Below are 19,723 nucleotides of genomic sequence, written 5' to 3' on the forward strand. Positions count from 1 at the left end.
CGTGACGTCCGTACACCACCCTGCGGGCTCTGAGGCCCTCGGGCAGGACCCGGTCATCGGAGCGCTGGGAGGGCTCGGCGCTCCCGTCGACTGCACCGGTCTGCGCAGCCTCTCGCTCGAAGGGCCCCAGGTGCTGTGGCTCGTCGTGGGTGGCGCCCTCGACCTGTTCGCGGTCGATGCGCTGGAGCAGGGCCACTGGCACTTCCTCGGGAGGCTCGAGCCGGGAACACTGGTGCTGGGGCCCGTCGAGGGACCTCAGCACACGCTGGTCGGCCGGCCCCTGCAGGAGTGTGTGCTGCGCCGGATCCCGTTGCGGGAGCTCTACCGGCCCGAGTACGCGGCCCAGGGGGCGTTCGAGGGGCAGTACCGCAGCCACTACGACACCGGCGATGCCGCTCTGAGTCTGTTGGAGCACGCCTTCTCGCTCGGCGTGGGGCGCAGTCAGCGTGTCCTGTTCGAGGCCCCGTTGGACAGCCGGACCGCTCTCGACGAGACGGTTGGCGACGACAACATCCTCTGGCTGCCGGTGTCGCCCGGCAGCGTGCAGTACGGCGCCGCGTTCAGCGCCGAGGCGGCCGGTGACCTGCTCGTCGACGGCGCACTGTGGCAGGGGATGGTCAACCAGCAGTACCGGCTGCTGGCCGCCCTCGACCGCTGGATCGAGCAGCTGGAGCGCGCCCACGAGGACCGTACGGCGGCCGGCATGAAGGCCGGCGAAGCCGTCCGCAAGGAGGCCGACGAGGCGCTGCTGACCTCGATGGGCCGTTCCGGCAGGAGTTCTTCGCGCGGGGCGGGCGCCACCGATGACGCGGTGTACGCGGCCTGTCGGCTGGTGGCGCGGGAGTCGGGGATCGTTCTGTCGGAGGCTCCGGCGGACGGCGCGGTGAGCGACCGGATCGATCCGGTCGAGCGGGTCGCGGTCGCCTCCCGGATCAGGACGCGTCCCGTGCGGCTCGACGGGCGCTGGTGGCGGGAGAACTCCGGGCCGCTGGTGGGCCACCGGGCCGCGTCGGGGGCGCCGGTCGCGCTGCTGTGGCGTCGCGGCAGGTACGAGGCGGTGAACCCGCTGACCGGTCGGCGCTCCCGCGTCGACAGCACCGCCGCACAGGACTTCGACCAGCGGGCCGTCATGTTCTACCGGCCGTTGCCCGAACGGCCGCTGGGCAAGTGGCAGCTGCTGCGCTTCAGCCTGCTCGGCACACGGGCCGATCTGCGCAGGCTGCTGCTGACCGGCCTCGTGACGGTGGCGCTCGGTTCGCTGGTGCCGCTCGCGACGGGTCAGGTGCTCGGCGTGTACGTGCCCAATGCCGAGAACAGCCTCATCGTCCAGGTCTCACTGGCCGTGATCATCACCGGTGTCGTCTCGGCCGCCTTCATGCTGCTGCAGAACCTCACCATCCTGCGCATGGAGGGGCGCATCGAGAGCACGCTCCAGCCCGCTGTGTGGGACCGCTTGCTGCGTCTGCCGACGAAGTTCTTCACCGAGCGCTCGACCGGCGAGCTGGCGAGCGCGGCGATGGGTGTCAGTGCGATCCGTCGCGTGCTGTCCGGCATCGGGCCCGTGGCCGTGCAGGCCGGCACCCTCGGCGCGATGAATCTCGGTCTGCTGTTCTGGTTCAGCGTCCCGCTGGCGCTGACCGCCATCGCGATGCTGGTCGTCATCGCGGGTGTGTTCCTCACCATGGGCATGTGGGAACTGCGGTGGCAGCGGCGGCTGGTGGAGCTCGGCAACAAGCTGAACAACCAGGCGTTCCAGACGCTGCGCGGGCTGCCCAAGCTGCGTGTCGCCTCGGCGGAGAGCTTCGCGTACGGGGCCTGGGCGGCCGAGTTCGCCCGCAGCCGTGAGCTGCAGAAGCGTGCGGGCCGGATCAAGAACATGACGACGGTGCTCAACGCGGTCTATCTGCCGCTGTGTTCACTGGTCATGTTCATCCTTCTGGCGGGCCCTGCCCGGGGCTCGTTGTCCGCCAGTGAGTTCCTGACCTTCAACACCTCGGTGACCATGCTGCTGACCGCGGTCACGCAGCTCACCGGGGCGTTCGTGTCCGCTGCCGCGGTGCTGCCGATGTTCGAGCAGATCAAGCCGGTGCTCGACGAGGCGCCCGAGGTGCGGGGCGCCAGCACGCAGCCCGGCGAGCTGTCCGGGGAGATCGAGGCACGGGGCCTTTCCTTCCGCTACACCGATGACGGTCCGGCCGTGCTCGACGATCTGTCCCTGACCGTGCGGCCGGGCGAGTTCGTGGCGATCGTGGGTCCCAGCGGGTGCGGCAAGTCGACGCTGCTGCGGCTCCTCATCGGCTTCGACAAGCCGGCTACCGGCAGCGTCCTGTACGACGGCCAGGACCTGGCGGCACTCGACCAGGCAGCCGTGCGCCGCCAGTGCGGGGTGGTCCTGCAGAACGCCCAGCCGCTGTCCGGATCGATCCTGGACTGCATCTGCGGCGCCGAGGTCTTCACCCAGGAGGAGGCGTGGGAGGCGGCCGCGATGGCGGGTCTGGCCGAGGACATCAAACGGATGCCGATGGGCCTGCACACCATGATCTCCGGGGGCGGCGCCATCTCCGGTGGCCAGCGTCAGCGGCTGATGATCGCCCAGGCGCTCGTCCGGCGGCCCCGCATCCTGTTCTTCGACGAGGCCACCAGCGCGCTCGACAACGAGACCCAGCGCACGGTGATCGAGAGCACCCGGTCCCTGAAGGCCACCCGTGTCGTGATCGCGCACCGCCTCTCCACGGTCCTGGACGCCGATCGTGTGATCGTCATGTCGGACGGCCGGATCGTTCAGCAGGGGCCGCCCGCCGAGCTGCTCGCTGACACGGGCGGGCGGCTTCATGAACTGGTGCGGCGCCAGATGCAGTAGGCGGGACCTGAGAGGCGGCCCTTCCGACGCGGCCGCCGCTCAGCCGGACGTGCCGCGCCGGCCGCCGGGCACAGGAGCGGCGGCGGCGTCGCGGATGCTGTCGCGTGCCGCCGCCGCGACCGCTTCGGCGGTGATCCCGAACTCCCGGTACAGCCGCGCGTAGTCGGCGGACGCGCCGTAGTGCTCGAGGCTCACGATCCGCCCGGCGTCGCCGACCACCTCGCGCCAGCCCTGGCCGACGGCGGCCTCGACACTGACCCGGGCGCGCACGGCGGGCGGCAGGACCTCGTCCTGGTACTCCGGGGACTGCTCGGCGAACCATTCGCGGCAGGGCATCGAGACCACGCGTACGGCCAGGCCCTCGCCCGTCAGGAGGTCGCGCGCATCGAGGGCGATATGGACCTCGGACCCCGTCGCCACCAGGATGACGTCCGGCGTCACTCCCGAGGCGTCCGCGAGGACATAGCCGCCCCGGGCCGCCCCGGCGGACGGGGCGTTCGCCACGTCCCCGCGGTCGAGCACCGGAAGGTTCTGCCGGGTCAGGACCAGGCCGGCGGGCCGGTCGGTGTGCTCCAGGATCGTCCGCCAGCAGGCCACCGTCTCGTTCGCGTCGCCCGGGCGTACGACGTCGAGCCCGGGGATCGCCCGCAGTGCGGCGAGGTGTTCGACGGGCTGGTGCGTCGGACCGTCCTCGCCCAGGCCGATCGAGTCATGGGTCCACACATAGGTGACGGGCAGCTTCATCAGCGCGGCGAGGCGGACAGCGGGGCGCATGTAGTCGCTGAACGTCAGGAACGTACCGCCGTAGGGGCGGGTCAGGCTCTGCAGGGCGATGCCGTTGAGCACGGCTCCCATGGCATGTTCACGGATGCCGAAGTGCAGGGTCCGCCCGTAGGGGCCGCCCTTGAACTCCTCGGTCTGCCGGTCCGCCGGGACGAAGGAGGGCTCGTCCTCCATCGTGGTGTTGTTGCTTCCGGCCAGGTCCGCGGAGCCGCCCCACAGTTCGGGCAGGACCGGGGCCAGGGCACTGAGCACCTCGCCGGAAGCCTTGCGGGTGGCCATGCCCTTCGCGTCGGCCGGGAAGACGGGCAGGGCGTCGGCCCAGCCGTCCGGGAGCCGCTGCTCCCGGAGGCGGTCCAGCAGCGCGGCCCGCTCCGGGTTCGCGGCGCGCCAGCTCTCGTAGCCGGGCTGCCACTGTGCCCGCGCAGCCCGGCCCCGCTCCCCGACCGCGCGGGTGTGGACGAGGACCTCGTCCTCGATGGCGAAGGAGACCTCGGGGTCGAAGCCCAGGAGCTCCTTCGTGCCGGCGACCTCCTCGTCACCCAGGGCGGACCCGTGCGCCTTGCCGCTGTTCCTCTTCGTGGGGGCGGGCCATCCGATGATGGTGCGCAGCATGATCAACGACGGGCGGGTCCGGTCCTCCTTGGCCGCTTCGATCGCGGCGAGCAGCGCGTCGACGTCCTCGACGTAGTCGCCGGTGCGGGTCCAGTCCACCGTCTGCACGTGCCAGCCGTAGGCGGCGAAGCGGGCAGGGACGTCCTCGCTGAAGGAGATGTCGGTGTCGTCCTCGATGGAGATGTGGTTCGAGTCGTAGAACACCACGAGGCTGCCGAGCCGCTGGTGACCGGCGAGCGACGCGGCCTCCGAGGCCACGCCCTCCATCATGTCGCCGTCGGAGGCCACCACGTACACCTGGTGGTCGAAGGGGCTGGTGCCCGGCGCGGCGTCCGGGTCGAGGAGCCCCCGCTCCCGGCGGGCCGCCATCGCCATGCCGACCGCCGCGCCCATGCCCTGGCCCAGCGGGCCGGTGGTGACTTCGACGCCGCGGGTGTGCCCGTACTCCGGATGCCCCGGGGTCGCCGAATCCCAGGTCCGCAGCGCCTCCAGGTCCTCCATCTCCAGGCCGTAGCCCGCGAGATAGAGCTGGATGTACAGGGTGAGGCTGGTGTGCCCGCAGGAGAGTACGAAGCGGTCCCTTCCCAGCCACTGGTCATCGGCCGGATCGTGCCGCATGACCTGCTGGAACAGCAGGTAGGCGAGCGGCGCCAGGCTCATCGCGGTGCCCGGGTGCCCGTTGCCGGTCTTCTGTACGGCGTCGGCGGCCAGCACCCGCACGGTGTCCACCGCACGCACGTCCACCGGACCCCAGCCCGCCCGGTCCGCCACCGGCAGCGCAAGGCCGGGGTCGCGCGGTGCGGTGCTGCCGGAAGAGGATCGCTCGGGCGCCATGGTGATGTCTCCCTCGGGATGTTGCTTACCGGCCCGTACGGGCCCGGCCCTACGGCTCGGCCCCTCTTGGCATCCTCGGTTCCCTGGGCTGCCTTCGCATCCCGGGCGGGAGCGGTGGAGCGGATCGGGCGGTGCTTCGGGGAAGCCGGCCGGGACGACGCGTACCCGTTCTCGCCCGAGGCACGCTCGGCCACCGTCACTTCCGGCCTCGTTTCCCCGGCCCCCGGCGCTGCCCGCGCGGGGCCGTACCGATTCCCGGACGCCCGGTCCGGGGGTGCACGTATGTGGCACAGTCGTGCCGGTGGATGATCTGCGGCCCCAGGATCCCTCGCGCATGGGCGCGTACCGGCTACTCGCCCGTCTCGGCGCCGGCGGAATGGGGCAGGTGTATCTCGGCCGGTCGCCGGGCGGGCGGCTGGTGGCCGTGAAGGTGATCCGGGACGAGATCAGTGATCATCCCGAGGCACTGACCCGGTTCCGGCGCGAGGCCGCCACCGTGGAGACGGTACGCAGCGCGTACACCGCCCAGTTGATCGAGGCGTCCCTCGACGCCTCCCCCTACTGGCTGGCCACCGAGTACGTACCGGGGCCGACGCTGCGCGGGGCGGTGACGGCCGCAGGGCCCTTCCCGCCGGACAGCGCCCTGCGGCTGTTCGCGGCACTCGCCGAGGGGCTGGCCGCGGTCCATGTCCACGGGGTCACCCACCGGGACCTCAAACCGCAGAACGTGATCCTCTCGCCGCAGGGACCCCAGCTGATCGACTTCGGGATCGCCCGCGGGCTCGATCAGACCTTCATCACCAGGGACGGCATGGCACCGGGGACGCCGGGGTTCGCGGCACCCGAGGTGGTACTGCGCAACGAGGCCGGCCCGGCGGCGGACGTCTTCGCCCTGGGCGCGACGCTCGCGTACACGGTGACCGGAAGACCTCCGTACGGCTCCGGCGATCCGGCGGTCGTGAGCTACCGGGCCGTGCACGAGGACATCGACCTGGAGGGGGTGCGGCCGGTGCTGGCCGCGCTGATCCGGGAGTGTGTCGCCAAGGACCCGGCGGACCGGCCGGATCCGGCGGCGGTGATCGCCCGGTGCGCGGTGGACACGGCACTGGCGACGGACCCCCACTACCGCTCGCTGTTCCGGGAGGACGACCCGGTCCCGGTGCGTGAGGCCGCGCGCACCGCGGTCCTGCCGGACGGTGTGGCGGAGGGGGAGGACGCGGCGGCACCTCCGCGGGCTCCTGTCGGCCCCACACCGTACGACGGAGCAGATACGGCACGCCCCGCTCGCCGAAGGGCGTTCGGGCTCTCGGTCTGCGCGGTCGCGCTCGCCGCGTCCGCGGTGGTCTGGCAGCTCACCGGGCCGCACGGCGGGTCGACCGGAGGTTCCGGGGCATCGGGCGCCTTGGACACCTCGTCCCGGCCCGGGTCCACCGCACCGTCGACTCCGGCCGGGCCACCGGACCACATCCTGAACGACCGTGAATCGAAGGACCGCTGGACCCTTTCGAAGGACGCGGGTGAGGCCGGCTACGGCATGGGCTCCTGCGATCCGGCGAGTCTCTCGATGGACCGGCTGTCGATGAACCTGCAGTCCAGCGTCTCCCACACCACCGGATCGGACACCGCCACCGTGACGCTGCGCCCCAAGGAGTCCGGGGAGGGCGAACGGCCGGCGCCGTACTACCTGGCGGTGGGAGTGCGGCCCCCGCACGAGACGGACCGCGCCACAGGCCGGCCCACCACGTCCGTCGGCAAGGGCATCGGCTTCACGAGCAAGCCCTTCGACGTCTACTCCCGGTGGTCGTCCGACGGCACCGTCACCCTTCGGTACCCCGATGACTTCCGGGCCCATTTCGGCGACCGGGTCGTCGACGCGATCCCGGTGGGCGACGACAGGGGCGACTGGACGGTGGTCTTCTACCACGTCGAGGGCGGGCCGACGGAGTACACGTCCGTGGTGTGCAACGGCTTCCACGCCTGACCAGCGGGGCCCCGCACGCCCTGCCCGGCTCAGTCCGCGGCGCGGAAGCCGCGCAGGCGCAGGCTGTTGCCGACGACGAAGACGGAGGAGAAGGCCATGGCCGCTCCGGCGATCATCGGGTTGAGCAGTCCGGCGGCCGCGAGCGGCAGGGCGGCCACGTTGTAGGCGAAGGCCCAGAACAGGTTCGAGCGGATGGTGCCGAGTGTCTTGCGGGAGAGCCGGATGGCGTCGGCCGCGGCCCGCAGGTCTCCCCGTACGAGGGTCAGATCGCCGGCCTCGATGGCGGCGTCGGTGCCGGTGCCCATCGCGAGCCCGAGGTCGGCCTGGGCGAGTGCGGCGGCGTCGTTGACGCCGTCACCGACCATCGCCACGCTGCGGCCCTCCGCCTGGAGCCTCTTGACGACGGCCACCTTGTCCTCGGGCATGACCTCGGCGATGACTTCGCCGATGCCGACCTCGGCGGCCACGGATTCGGCGACGGCCTTGTTGTCGCCGGTCAGCAGCACCGGGGTCAGGCCCAGTCCGCGCAGCCGCCGGATCGCCTCGGGGCTGGTCTCCCTGACCGCGTCGGCCACCTCCAGGACGGCACGCGCCTCACCGTCCCAGGCGACGACGACAGCGGTCCTCCCGGCCTTCTCCGCGTCGTCCTTGGCGCTCCTGAGCTGCGCGGGCAGGTCCATGGCCCACTCGGTGAGCAGCTTCTCCCGGCCGACGAGGACGGCATGGCCCTCGACGATGCCCTGCACGCCGAGCCCGGGGACGCCGGCGAAGTCCTCGGGGGTGGGCAGGGCCCCGGCCTTCGCGACCGCTCCGGTCGCGACCGCTCGGGCGATCGGGTGCTCCGAGGCGTGCTCCAGGGCGCCGGCGAGTCGCAGGACCTCCTTCTCGTCCGTGTCACCGACGGTGTGCACGCCGACCAGGGTCATCACGCCGGTGGTGACGGTGCCGGTCTTGTCCAGGACGATGGTGTCGACCCTGCGGGTGGTCTCCAGTACCTCCGGGCCCTTGATGAGGATGCCGAGCTGGGCGCCACGGCCTGTGCCGACCATGAGGGCGGTCGGGGTGGCCAGGCCGAGCGCGCAGGGGCAGGCGATGATCAGCACGGCGACGGCTGCGGTGAACGCGGCCGTGAGGCCGGTGCCGTTGCCGAGCCAGAAGCCGAGCGTGGCGAGCGCGAGCCCGATGACGACCGGCACGAACACCGCGGAGATCCTGTCGGCGAGGCGCTGGGCGGCGGCCTTTCCGTTCTGCGCGTCCTCGACGAGTGCGGCCATGCGGGCGAGCTGGGTGTCGGCACCGATCCGGGTGGCCTCGACGACCAGCCGGCCCCCGGCGTTCAGTGTCGCCCCGGTGACGGTGTCGCCGACGGACACCTCGACGGGTACGGACTCCCCCGTGAGCATCGACGCGTCCACGGCGGAGGACCCCTCGACGACGGTGCCGTCGGTGGCGATCTTCTCTCCGGGTCGGACCAGGAAGCGGTCGCCCACCCGCAGATCCGCGGTGGGCACGGTGACTTCGAGTCCGCCGCGCAGCAGGGTCACCTCCTTGGCGCCGAGCTCCAGGAGTGCCTTGAGGGCGGCCCCCGCCTTGCGCTTGGAGCGGGCCTCGAAGTACCGGCCGGCCAGGATGAAGGCCGTGACGCCCGCCGCGGCCTCCAGATAGATGTTCCCCGAGCCGTCGCTGCGCGCGATCGTGAACTCGAAGGGGTGTGTCATGCCTGGTGTGCCGGCCGTTCCGAGGAAGAGCGCCCACAGTGACCACAGGAACGCGGCGCCGGTACCGACGGAGATCAGGGTGTCCATGGTGGCCGCGCCGTGCCGGGCGTTGGTGAGGGCGGCGCGGTGGAAGGGCCAGGCCGCGTACGTGACGACAGGCGCGGCAAGGGTCAGCGAGAGCCACTGCCAGTACTCGATCTGCAGGGCGGGGATCATCGCCATCGCGACGACGGGTACGGCGAGGACGACCGCGGTGACCAGGCGCTGGCGCAGCGGCCGCAGTTCGTTGTCGGCACGCTCGTCGTCGCTCGGGCCGCTCGCGGCGTCCTCGCCGTTGCCGGTCCGGGGCGGGGCGGGTTCCTGGGCGGAGTAGCCGGTCGCCTCGACGGTGGCGATCAGGTCCTCGACCGAGATGTCGTCGCCATAGGTGACCTTCGCCTTCTCGGTGGCGTAGTTGACGGTGGCCTCGACCCCGTCCATGCGGTTGAGCTTCTTCTCTATGCGGGCCGCGCACGAGGCGCAGGTCATGCCGCTGATGGCGAGCTCTACCTGGGCGGCGCCCGGAGTCCTGGTGGTCATGTGCCTGCTCCTCGTTCGGCGGGGTGGGACCCGGGCCGGAAGTACGGGTCCGGTGGAGGCCTGGGCGGTTGGCGCCGGTCAGACGCGGCCGGTCAGCTCGTATCCCGCGTCGTCGACCGCCGCGGCGATCGCCGTGTCGTCCGGCAGTCCGCCGGCGGTGACGGTGACCAGGCCTGCGGCCACGTCGACATCCACGGACACGACCACCTCCAGCGCTCCGACCGACTTCGTGACAGCGGTCCCGCAGTGCCCGCAGGTCATGCCGGACACGCGGTAGACGGTGGCTGTGCGGCCCGCGGCGCCGGTCGTGGTGGTGCCGGGGCCGGTCGGGCGGCTGCCGTCGGAAGTGAACCAGGACATGGGTTCCCCCTTCAGATCTCGATACCCCTATGGGGTATCTTCTTCCTCTCCAGATATACCCCCCTCCCGTATCTTGCGCAAGCCGGCGCAGAACCCTTGCGGATACCCCATGGGGGTATAACCTGATGAAGGTGGGCCCGCCCAGGAGCCCGCCCGGACGACAAGGAGCAGCCATGAAGACCGCCGGGAAGATCACGTCCTTCACCGCAGCGCTCGCCGTGTCCTTCGGCGCCGCCTACGGCCTCGGCAACACCGTCGGCCCCCTGGGCGGCACCGAACCGGCGCCGCAGGCCGACCACATGAACAGCGCGGCACCGGAGCAAGGAGGCGACGGCAACGAACATGCGGAGTCACCGCCCGGAGGGCTCCAGATCTCCGAAGGCGGCTACACCCTCGATCTCTTCACCCCGCGCCTGAAGGCGGCGCAGGAGGGCGAACTGCGCTTCGCCGTACGCGACCGGTCCGGCAAGCCGGTCACCACGTACCAGCGCGAGCACGACAAGGAACTCCACCTCATCCTGGCCTCACGGGACCTGGCCACCTATCGGCATCTGCACCCCACCCGGGCCGCGGACGGCACCTGGAGCACCCCCGTCACCCTCGCTGCCGCCGGTGACTACCGGGTATTCGCGGACTTCACCCCCGGCGCGAAGAACGCCCCCGACCTCACTCTCGGCGCCGATCTCGCCGTAGCCGGCGCCTACAAACCCGCCGAGCTCCCCAAGCCGTCCCGCACCGCCACGGTCGACGGCTACACCGTGACCCTGAACGGGACGCTTCGCCCCGGCGCTGCGGAAGACCTCAGGCTCGACGTCCGCAGGGGCGGCCGCCCTGTCACCGACCTCCAGCCCTACCTCGCCGCCTACGGACACCTCGTCGCCCTGCGCGCCGGTGACCTCGCCTACCTGCACGTCCACCCCAACGGCGAGCCCGGCGACGGCAGCACCGAGCCCGGTCCGGAGGTCTCCTTCACCGCGACGGCCCCCAGTTCCGGGACCTACCGCCTCTTCCTGGACTTCAAGCACAACGGCACCGTCCGCACCGCGGCCTTCACCGTCCGGGCCGGAGCGGCAGCGGTCTCCCCCCAGCCCGCCGAGCCCACGACGGAGCACGAGGACGGCGGCCACACGCACTGAACCAGGGTTTCACCGGTGGTTGCGCAGGTGCGCTCGCAGCAGGTTGGGATCGGGTGTGGCCGTGGTGTACGCGGCGCTGAGCACGTACACGTCCCTGCCGCGCAGTGCGACGGAGGTGGGGTTCTGCAGTCCGTCGCCGGCGTCCAGCACCGTGCTGCTGGTGCCGTCGGGGCTGATGCGCACCACGGTGTTGGGTGCGTTGAGTGCGGCGAGGACCTCGTCGCCACGCCCGGTGAAGGTGAAGTCGTCGATGCCGGCCAAGCCCGATGCCTTGACCTGCGGCGCTCCCGCACGGTTGCCGGAGCGGATCGGAATGCGCAGGAGGGTTCCCCGGTCGAGGTTGGTCACCCACAGCGCGCCGCCGCGTACCTTCGCGCCGTTCGCTCCGAGGAAGCCGTTGGAGGCGAGTTCGGGAGCGGTGGACCATGCGGTGGGCGTACCACCGGTGGTGGGGACGGTCCACACGGTGCCGAGCACCGAGTCCGTGATGTAGAGCTGCTTGCTGTGCCGGTCCAGCGCCAGCCCGTTGGGCAGGCCGTCGGCGGGCAGCGCGGCGATGCGCTGCGGGGCCTGCCCCGGGCGCAGCCGCCACAGCCCCGTCAGGTCGGCCGTGCCGGTCGCGTACAGCACGTACACGGTGCCGTCCGGGGTACGGACGATGCCGGTGGCCAGGGGGAAGCCGAGGACCGGCGCCCCGACTCCGCCGTCGGCGGGTGCGGGCAGCGTCGCCAGGATGCGAGTAGCTCCCCCGGGGGTGACCAGAGCCACCTGTCGGGCGCCGGCGAAGGTGACGGCCGCGGTACCGTCGGGCAGCACGGTGATGTTCTCCGGCATCTGCCCCGCGGACGGGTCGAAGTGGGTGGCGACCCGTACATCCGTCAGGGGCCCCCTGACATGCGTGGCGTCGGCCGGCGCGGCAGCCGTGAGGGTGGCCGTGGCCATCAGAACGGCCGACATGGTGATCTTGATGCTTGTCCTGGACATGGTTCCTTCACCGATTTCGGGCATGCGGCAGCCGCGGTGCGGCGCCGGTGGTCGGGTGGGTACTCGGGAGGCGCCGGCGGTGGTGCCGGCGGGGGCTCGGATCAGCTGGTGCGCGGGGCGGTGCGCACGCGGTGGGGCGTGCTGAGGCCCACGTACGTTCGGGGCTCCTCCCGCCGCAGCCCCGGCACCCGGCGCCGCTCACCGCAGGACTGCGCCCCGACGCCCCGGGGCCGCAGTCGGCCCGGGAACGCCCGGAGGAAGTCGGCGAGTTGCCGGTGCTTGTTCATGAACCGAGTATGCGTACCGCACGACGATCCGCGCCTCACCCCGGTGGGGTGGGGATCCGCTCAGGCCCTGCGAGGAGCCCTGGCCTGCGCTGACCGGGGGTGGGTCAGTCCCAGCGGTCCTGGTTGATGAAGTGGCCGAAGCCGCGCCAGGAGTTGGGGCCCATCACGCCGTCGATCGGTCCGGTGTAGCCGTTGGCGGCGGCCAGTCGTTGGACCGCTGACCAGGAGTTGGGTCCCATCACTCCGTCGATGGGCCCGGTGTATCCCCAGCTACGCATGTTCCTCTGGAGAGCTGCGTACGTATTGGCCCCGGGTGCACCGTCGATCGGGCCGGTGTAACCGGACTCGATCCGCAGCCAGTTCTGCGTCCGCTTCCACATGACCGGACCCGGAACACCATCCTGCTCCGTCGTCGACTTCGGCAGCGCGTCCCCTCCGGGCGGCGGGTCGGTCGGCTCCGTGAGGTCGAAGGCCCAGGAGCGGGCGAGGTTGAGGTCGACGGGAGAGACTCCGCCTGCGGATCCGACGGAGGTGTACTGGTGGGCGGCCCAGTCGGGGTAGCGGCCGCCGAGGTCGGGCGCGCCGGGATAGGTGCCGTTGTTGGGCCCCCAGGAGGCCGCCCACAGGTGAGCGCCGGCGGCGACGGTGCGGCTCCAGGTACCGGCCCGCAGTGCGCCCGCGCCGATGTAGAACCAGGGCACGTAGGCGCCGACCCGTTCCCGTACCCGGTGGAACCAGGTGGACACATCCGTGTCGTTCCACAGCCGGGTGGAGTCGTCGAGCACCTCGACGTCCAGCGCGAGCACGTCACCGACCCGGTAGTCGTGGAGGTGGTCCACGAAGTAGTCCGCGGCGGCGGTGGGGGTGAGGAAGTCTCCCGACAGCCAGTAGTGCCCGACCCGCAGACCCGCGGCGCGGGCTCCGTCCACATGGCCGGCGTACGACGACGTGGCGTAGGGGCCCTCGGCGAGCTGGCATCCCCCGGCCTTGGCGATGACGAAACTCCGGCCTTCTCCGGCGGCACGGGCGTAGTCGATGCCGAGCTGGTAGTTCGAGACGTCCACGCCCTGCACATCGGCGGCGGGAGCGCGGCCGGTACCGGCCGCGGCACGCGAGGCCGTGACGATGCCGGCCGGGGCCAGGGCTGTCGCGACGGCGCCACGGATCAAGGTTCTCCTGTGCATGCTTCCTCCGGTGGAGACGGGCCCACACAGCAACCGTGACATGTCCTTATCAACATCTATGCGCGTAGGCTACCGTGGCACCGCGTTCCTCCGCCAGCTCAAGTCACCTAATACATAAGGGAGTTGCTGTGTGTGAGAACCATCGGCCCGACGACGGCCGACAGGATCGGCCACGGCTCGAGATGAGCCGCCGCACCCTGCTGCGCGGCTCGGTCACCACGCTCGGCCTGGCTGCCGGCGGCGTTCTGTTCTCGGGAACCGCCGCCCATGCCCTGGACATCTACAACCCGTTCAGCGGCTACCAGATGACGGGCACCTGGCAGGATCACCTCAACAGCGGCTCCCTGGGCGGGCTCGACTACGGGATGGGCGTCGGCACCGCGCTGCCCACCGCCGGTGCCGGTGTCGTCACCAACATCCCGGACAACGGCACGGGTGGACACACCGTCACCATCACCCACAGCGACGGGTACCGGACGCAGTACATGCATCTGTCGCAGTTCCTGCTGGCCAACGGGACCTCGGTCGGCAAGGGCGCCGTCGTCGGACGGTCCGGGGGTGCCGTCGGCGCCCCGGGCTCGGGGAGCTCCACCGGACCGCACGTCCACTGGCATCTGATCACCCCGGGCGGTACCCGGGTCAACCCACTCGATTATCTCGGCGGGGGCGGCGGACTGCCGAAGACCACGACGGAGCAGGATGGTGTTCCGGGTCCGGTCATGTGGAAGCGGACGCAGAACTGGCTGCGGATCGAGTCCGGTTACACCGGCCCGATCGACGGTGCACCCGGGGCCAATACGTACGCAGCTCTCCAGAGGAACATGCGTAGCTGGGGATACACCGGGCCCATCGACGGAGTGATGGGACCCAACTCCTGGTCAGCGGTCCAACGACTGGCCGCCGCCAACGGCTACACCGGACCGATCGACGGCGTGATGGGCCCCAACTCCTGGCGCGGCTTCGGCCACTTCATCAACCAGGACCGCTGGGACTGACCCACCCCTTCGGTGCACATGGAAATCCCCGGTCCGCAATTGCGGACCGGGGATTTCCTCACGTATATTGAGTTCTTTCTGTGTGCCCACAGAAAAGGCCCCACACAGGGGGCCACAAGAAACACAGTATCCGGCAGGGAGTTATTTTGTCAAATCGGGAAAGCGTCGAATTGGAGAAGGAGCAGGAATACGTCGACCGGCTCCATCACCGTGTCGACGTGCTGCGCGGGGCCGCATCGGACGCCGTCGAGGAGGCGCTGACGCCGGTCGGGACCGGCCTGCAGGCGCGCCTCGAACGCGATGTGCGTGTCGCGGAACGCTCGGGCCTGGTGGCTGCCCTCGACGCGGTGGACGGGTCGCTGTGTTTCGGGCGCATCGACCTCGCGAATGGCGACACGCACCATATCGGCCGGATCGGGATCCGCGAGGACGACACCGAGCACACTCCCCTGCTGATCGACTGGCGTGCGCCGGTCGCCCGCCCCTTCTATCTCGCCACCGGGCACACACCGATGGGGCTGCGCCGGCGCCGGCACCTCACCACGGAGGGCCGCGTCGTCACCGAGCTGCACGACGAGATCCTCGACCTCGGGGACCGGGAGCGCACCGGCTTCGAGGACCCGAGCGGTGATGCCGTGCTGCTCGCGGCCGTGGGCTCCGCCCGCACCGGCCGCATGGGCGACATCGTGCGGACCATCCAGGCGGAGCAGGACCGGATCATCCGCGCCCCGCACCGCGGTGTACTCGTCGTCGAGGGCGGCCCGGGCACGGGCAAGACGGCGGTCGCGCTGCACCGGGCAGCCTTCCTCCTGTACGAGCACCGCGAGCTGCTCGCCAAGCGTGCCGTCCTGATCGTGGGCCCCAACCCCGCCTTCCTGCGCTACATCGGCGAGGTGCTGCCCGCGCTCGGCGAGACCGGTGTCCTGCTCGCCACCCAGGCCGAGCTCTTCCCCGGCGTCCACGCACGCGGCACCGACACGCCCCGCGCCGCCGCCGTCAAGGGCGGCGAGCCGATGGCCGAGGCGCTCGCCCTGGCCGTACGCGACCGGCAGCAACTGCCCGAGCCCGGCGCCCCGCTGATCATCCCGAACGACGACGGAGACCTCGTCCTCGACTGGGAGATCGCCTACGAGGCCCGGCAGGCGGCCCGAGATACCTGCCTCCCGCACAACCTCGCCCGCCCGCACTTCGCCTTCCGGATCATCGACGCCCTCACCGCGCAGCTCGGTGAGCGCCTCGGTGCGGACCCGTACGGCGGCCCCAACTTCCTCGGCCCGGACGATCTGGCCCAGTTGGGCAAGGGCGTCGCCGTCAGCGAGGAGGTGCACGCCGCCATCGACGCGCTCTGGCCCGAGCTCACCCCCGAGGAGTTCCTGACGGACTATCTGGCCGAGCCCGTGTACGTACCGGACGAGGACGCCGACGCCATCCGGCGCGCTCCGGGCGACGGGGGGTGGACCCCCGCCGACGTCCCGCTGCTCGACGAGGCCGCCGAACTGCTCGGGGCCGACGACAGTGCCGAGCGGGCCGCCGCCGAGGCCGGGCGCCAGGAGCGGATCGCGTACGCGCAGGCCGTACTGGAGATGTCGCGGGGCTCGGAGACGTACGAGTTCGAGGACGAGGAGGAGTCCGAGATCCTCGCCGCCCACGACATCATCGACGCCGAACGCATGGCGGAGCGGCACGAGGAGGCCGATCACCGCAGCGCCGCCGAACGCGCCGCCGCCGACCGGACCTGGGCGTTCGGGCACATCATCGTCGACGAGGCACAGGAGCTGTCGCCGATGGCATGGCGGCTGCTGATGCGCCGCTCGCCGACCCGCTCGCTGACCCTTGTCGGCGACCCGGCGCAGACCTCCGAGGAAGCCGGGGTCGGCTCGTGGGACAAGATCCTGCAGCCTTACGTCGGTGACCGCTACGAGCACGTCAGGCTGGGCGTCAACTACCGTACGCCTGCCGAGATCATGGAGCTCGCCGCCAGGGTCGTACGGGCCGCGGACCCGTCCTTCGAGCCGCCCGGCTCCGTGCGGTCGACCGGTGAGGCGCCGTGGACGCGGAACTCCGGCGAGGACCTGGCGGGCGCGGTGGCGCTGGCGGTCGCTGAGTTGATGCCCGAGGAGGGACGCCTCGCGGTGATCGCGCCGGCAGCGCTCCACGAGGAGATCGCCGCTCCGCTGGACGGTGTCACGGCCGGTGAGGAGCCCGATCTCACCCGTACGGTGGTGCTGCTCGACCCGCGCCAGGCCAAGGGGCTCGAGTTCGACCATGTGCTCGTGGTGGAGCCCGCCCGGTACGGGACCAGCGATCTGTACGTGGCGCTGACCCGCGCCACGCAGCGCCTGGGCATCGTTCACCGGGAGGAGCTGCCGGCAGCGCTGACGGCGCCGGTCGGCGGCGCCCCGGCGGCCCTGGGCACGAACGGGTAATGGGCGGGTAATGAGGGCTTCCTACCGTGGCGCGGCATCATGGTCCGGCGCACGGAGGGAATGCGGTGAGCCCGTCAGCGGTGGAGATCGTCACCATCCGGGTGCTCGGCGGCTTCCGGGTGGAGTGCGGTGGTGAGACGGTCCCGGCCGGGCGGTGGTCCCGGCCCGGTGCCCGGCGGTTGCTCAAGGCCCTGGCGCTGGCGGACGGCGGGCGGATGCACCGCTCCCGGCTGGCCGCCCTGCTGTGGCCCCGGGCCGATCGGGTGTCGGCGGCACGGAGCCTGCGGGTGGCGCTGCACGCGGTGCGGCGCGCCCTGGAGCCGGACCTGCCGTCCAGGGCGCCGTCCTCGTACGTCGTGTCCGGCGAGGACGGTTCGGTCGAACTGACGCGCGGGCGGGTGCGGGTGGACCTCGTCGCGGTCCGCGATGCGGCGGTCGGCGCCCGACCGCGCGAGCTGCACCGGCTGGTCCGGACGCTGCTGCCCGAACTGCTGCCGGACGACGACCACGAACCCTTCGTACGGGCCGCACGTGAGGCCCACCGTGAGCTGCGGCGGACCCTGGCGGTCGCCTGTGCGGGCCAGGGGCCTGTCGCGGCTCCCGGATCGTCGTGGGATCCGCTGGACGAGTCGCTCGACGACGTGTTGAGGGAGGTTCTCCTTGCCGACCCGCTGGCGGCGGACGTCTGCCGCGTGCTCCTGGAACGCCTGATCGCGTCGGGCCGCCACGGCGAGGCGGTGCAGCGCTATCACGCGCACCGCGGCGCGCTGGTCGACTCCTGCGGCACGGAGCCGGACCGGCCGCTCCGCGACCTCTTCGCGCTGGCCCTCTCGGCCCCGTTCCCGATCGCGCCCTCCGACGGTGGTCTGCCACGTTTCGTGGGCCGTGAGGCCGAGTTGGCGATGCTCACCGCGCTCCCGCGTCGAGCCGGCCCCCCGGTCGTGGAGCTCACGGGCGAACCGGGCATCGGTCTGTCCCGGACCTTGTCCGAAGCGGCGGCCCGGCTCCGCCGGAGCGGAGCCCATGTCCTGCACAGCGGGGGGAGTTTCACCGGCATGGACAGCGGATACCGGGCGGTGCTCGCCCCCTTCGACGCATTCGTGGAGAGCCTGCACGCGGACGCCCGCGCGGCAGTCGCGCTGGCGCACCCTGACCTCGCGGCCGTACTGCCCTCCCTGTACGGGGACATGGCGCGGGCGGACGAGACGAGCGTCACGGACCTGTGCGCCTTCGTGACCGCTCTGGCCCGGTCCCGTCCGGTCGTCCTGCTCCTGGACGACCTGGAACTGGCCGGTCCCGTTGCCGTGGAGGCGCTGCGCCGGCTCGTGACGCGGTGTGCTCGGCTCCCGGTGAAATTCGTGGTGGCCTGCCGCAGCCCGGAGCGCCGGTGGCCGGGCCATATCGGTGCGGCGCACCGGCTCGTGCTCGGGAGGCTGAGCGAGGCGCAGTGTGCGCGGCTGGCAGGTGGGGGCGATACGGGACGCGAGGTTTTCGCACTCTCCGGGGGCAATCCCCTGTGCGCGGTGGATGTGGTGCGTGGCAGTGCGGGTCTGGCCACGGGGCGGCTGCGGAGGGAGGCACCGCAGGTGCGGGAGGTGGTGGCGCTGATCTCGCCGCACGCGTCGGGCCTGGCGCGCGCCGCTCTCACCCGGAAGGCCGACCCTACAGCGCGTGCGCGGATCCTGGCCGGCCTCGACCAGGCGTTGTGCCTGGGCTGGGTGCGGGCCGTGCCGGGCACGGACGGCCCCGTGTACACGGTCGCGCTGCGTGTCGGGCGTGCGGTGGCTGCCGCCGGCTCGGCGTGGACGGCCGGTGCCCGGCCGCTTCAGGGCTCGCGCCCCGGGTGACGGTGCGGACGATGCGGTTGCAGGTGGGGCGCGTACGTTACGGCGACCCCTCAGCGCCGTTCCCGGGGGCCGTCCTCACTCCCTGTCCCCGGGGTCCGTGCCTGCCCGGTCCACTCGCGCTGCGCCGCGCACCAGCCGAGTTGCATGCGGGTCTCCGCACCCGCCCGGTCCATCAGCGCTCTGACCCGGCGCAGCACGGTACGTCTGCCGAGTCCCAGTTGCCGGGCGATCCCCTCATCGGTCATTCCGCTGAGCAGCAGGATGAGCAGCTGTCTGTCCTGCTCGGACAGTTCCGACACCGCGGTGTCCGGCGATCCGGCGACGGGCGTGAGGGGCAGCCCCACCGCCCAGAACTGCTCGAACAAGGCGATCAGGCCGTCGAGAAGCGGGCTCGGGCGGACGAGGGCGGAGCCGCTCCGGGCGCCCGGACCGTCTCCGGGCGCGGGCAGGATCGCCAGTTCGCGGTCGACGATCACCATCTTCATGGGAAGCCTGGGGGCCGACCGTGCTTCCTCCCCCGCGTCGACGTACCGGCTGATCCGGCCCAGAGCGCCGGGGTTCTCGAGTGCCCGGCGGTCGTAGATCGTCCGGTAGCGCACCCCTGCCGAGAGCTGTTCGATCTCGCGGTCGTTGGCAAGCAGGTCGAGGCCACCGGCGAGGGACACGTACGGCGGGATGTCGAACATGAGGACCTCCTTGCGCGCATTGCTCTGGAGCTGGTCGAACCGCTGGGAGACCGCTGCTCCGGGGGTGAACTCCACCGGCACGGAGTCGGTCCTCCGCTGCTCCGCGGTGGTTCGGTACGCGGCGGCGAGCCGGCCCATGGCCGCGCGGGCCACGTGCAGCTCCTGCATTCTGCGCAGCAGCAGGACTTCGCCCGCGATGTCGGGCGGGGAGACGATCACCCGGGGCTCCTCACCTTCCGTCCTGGTCAACAGGCCCTGGGCCGCCAGACCGGTCAGGGACACCTCGATCCGCTCGGGCGGCAGTCCTGTCAGCGCGGGCAACCGGTCGATCCGGCAGGGCCCCTGCCGTACGAGCTCCGCATAGACCCGTGTCTCCTCCTCGGTCAGTCCCAGAGCTTCGAACACCACGATCCCTCCCTGGCCCGGCACGGTCTGCTCCAGGGTCCCGGCC

13 protein-coding genes are annotated in these 19,723 nt (G+C 71.7%); 6 read left to right on the forward strand and 7 right to left on the reverse strand.

Annotation, left to right across the window (positions count from 1 at the left end; all coding sequences use genetic code 11):
- Window position 1 precedes the first annotated feature (1 nt).
- Window positions 2-2,860, forward strand: coding sequence for an NHLP bacteriocin export ABC transporter permease/ATPase subunit (locus ACFQ6X_RS04130; RefSeq protein ID WP_383175560.1), 2,859 nt, complete (start codon window positions 2-4; stop codon window positions 2,858-2,860).
- A gap of 39 nt (window positions 2,861-2,899) precedes the next feature.
- Here the strand turns inward: ACFQ6X_RS04130 and tkt are convergent, their stop codons facing one another.
- Window positions 2,900-5,089, reverse strand: a complete 2,190-nt coding sequence (tkt, locus tag ACFQ6X_RS04135) for a transketolase (RefSeq protein ID WP_383175563.1) — start codon at window positions 5,087-5,089, stop codon at window positions 2,900-2,902.
- A 301-nt stretch (window positions 5,090-5,390) separates the two neighbouring features.
- Between tkt and ACFQ6X_RS04140 the strand changes: the two genes are divergently transcribed.
- Window positions 5,391-7,070: a protein kinase gene (locus ACFQ6X_RS04140; protein ID WP_383175566.1), complete on the forward strand. Its 1,680-nt coding sequence runs from the start codon at window positions 5,391-5,393 to the stop codon at window positions 7,068-7,070.
- 29 nt (window positions 7,071-7,099) lie between these two features.
- Here the strand turns inward: ACFQ6X_RS04140 and ACFQ6X_RS04145 are convergent, their stop codons facing one another.
- Together ACFQ6X_RS04145 and ACFQ6X_RS04150 are read right to left on the reverse strand one after the other, a co-directional pair.
- Window positions 7,100-9,367 (reverse strand): heavy metal translocating P-type ATPase, encoded by a 2,268-nt coding sequence (locus tag ACFQ6X_RS04145; protein ID WP_383175569.1) that lies wholly within the window; start codon window positions 9,365-9,367, stop codon window positions 7,100-7,102.
- Window positions 9,368-9,445: 78 nt separating this feature from the next.
- Complete coding sequence (locus ACFQ6X_RS04150; RefSeq protein ID WP_383175572.1) at window positions 9,446-9,727, reverse strand: heavy-metal-associated domain-containing protein; 282 nt, start codon at window positions 9,725-9,727, stop codon at window positions 9,446-9,448.
- A gap of 173 nt (window positions 9,728-9,900) precedes the next feature.
- Here ACFQ6X_RS04150 and ACFQ6X_RS04155 point away from each other — a divergent pair, with 173 nt between their 5' ends.
- Window positions 9,901-10,863 carry a hypothetical protein gene (locus ACFQ6X_RS04155; protein ID WP_383175576.1) on the forward strand — a complete coding sequence of 321 codons (963 nt, stop codon included), beginning with the start codon at window positions 9,901-9,903 and terminating at the stop codon, window positions 10,861-10,863.
- A gap of 9 nt (window positions 10,864-10,872) precedes the next feature.
- Here the strand turns inward: ACFQ6X_RS04155 and ACFQ6X_RS04160 are convergent, their stop codons facing one another.
- The 3 genes from ACFQ6X_RS04160 to ACFQ6X_RS04170 form a co-directional block, all read right to left on the reverse strand.
- On the reverse strand, window positions 10,873-11,847 hold the full coding sequence (locus ACFQ6X_RS04160; RefSeq protein ID WP_383175579.1) for a hypothetical protein: 975 nt from the start codon (window positions 11,845-11,847) through the stop codon (window positions 10,873-10,875).
- 101 nt (window positions 11,848-11,948) lie between these two features.
- Window positions 11,949-12,134, reverse strand: a complete 186-nt coding sequence (locus tag ACFQ6X_RS04165) for a hypothetical protein (RefSeq protein WP_383175582.1) — start codon at window positions 12,132-12,134, stop codon at window positions 11,949-11,951.
- A gap of 104 nt (window positions 12,135-12,238) precedes the next feature.
- Window positions 12,239-13,318 (reverse strand): GH25 family lysozyme, encoded by a 1,080-nt coding sequence (locus ACFQ6X_RS04170; protein WP_383175585.1) that lies wholly within the window; start codon window positions 13,316-13,318, stop codon window positions 12,239-12,241.
- A gap of 182 nt (window positions 13,319-13,500) precedes the next feature.
- On the opposite strand from ACFQ6X_RS04170, the gene ACFQ6X_RS04175 reads away from it, so the two are divergent.
- The 3 genes from ACFQ6X_RS04175 (at window position 13,501) to ACFQ6X_RS04185 (ending at window position 18,586) form a co-directional block, all read left to right on the forward strand.
- Complete coding sequence (locus tag ACFQ6X_RS04175; RefSeq protein ID WP_383175588.1) at window positions 13,501-14,313, forward strand: peptidoglycan DD-metalloendopeptidase family protein; 813 nt, start codon at window positions 13,501-13,503, stop codon at window positions 14,311-14,313.
- Between the two features lie 170 nt (window positions 14,314-14,483).
- Window positions 14,484-16,739 carry a HelD family protein gene (locus ACFQ6X_RS04180; protein WP_383176163.1) on the forward strand — a complete coding sequence of 752 codons (2,256 nt, stop codon included), beginning with the start codon at window positions 14,484-14,486 and terminating at the stop codon, window positions 16,737-16,739.
- A gap of 65 nt (window positions 16,740-16,804) precedes the next feature.
- Complete coding sequence (locus ACFQ6X_RS04185; RefSeq protein WP_383175591.1) at window positions 16,805-18,586, forward strand: AAA family ATPase; 1,782 nt, start codon at window positions 16,805-16,807, stop codon at window positions 18,584-18,586.
- A gap of 50 nt (window positions 18,587-18,636) precedes the next feature.
- Here ACFQ6X_RS04185 and ACFQ6X_RS04190 read toward each other — a convergent pair whose 3' ends face one another.
- Window positions 18,637-19,680: a helix-turn-helix domain-containing protein gene (locus ACFQ6X_RS04190; protein WP_383175594.1), complete on the reverse strand. Its 1,044-nt coding sequence runs from the start codon at window positions 19,678-19,680 to the stop codon at window positions 18,637-18,639.
- Between the last annotated feature and the right edge of the window lie 43 nt (window positions 19,681-19,723).

The organism is Streptomyces sp. NPDC056452 (genome assembly GCF_042796085.1).
GTDB lineage: Bacteria > Actinomycetota > Actinomycetes > Streptomycetales > Streptomycetaceae > Streptomyces.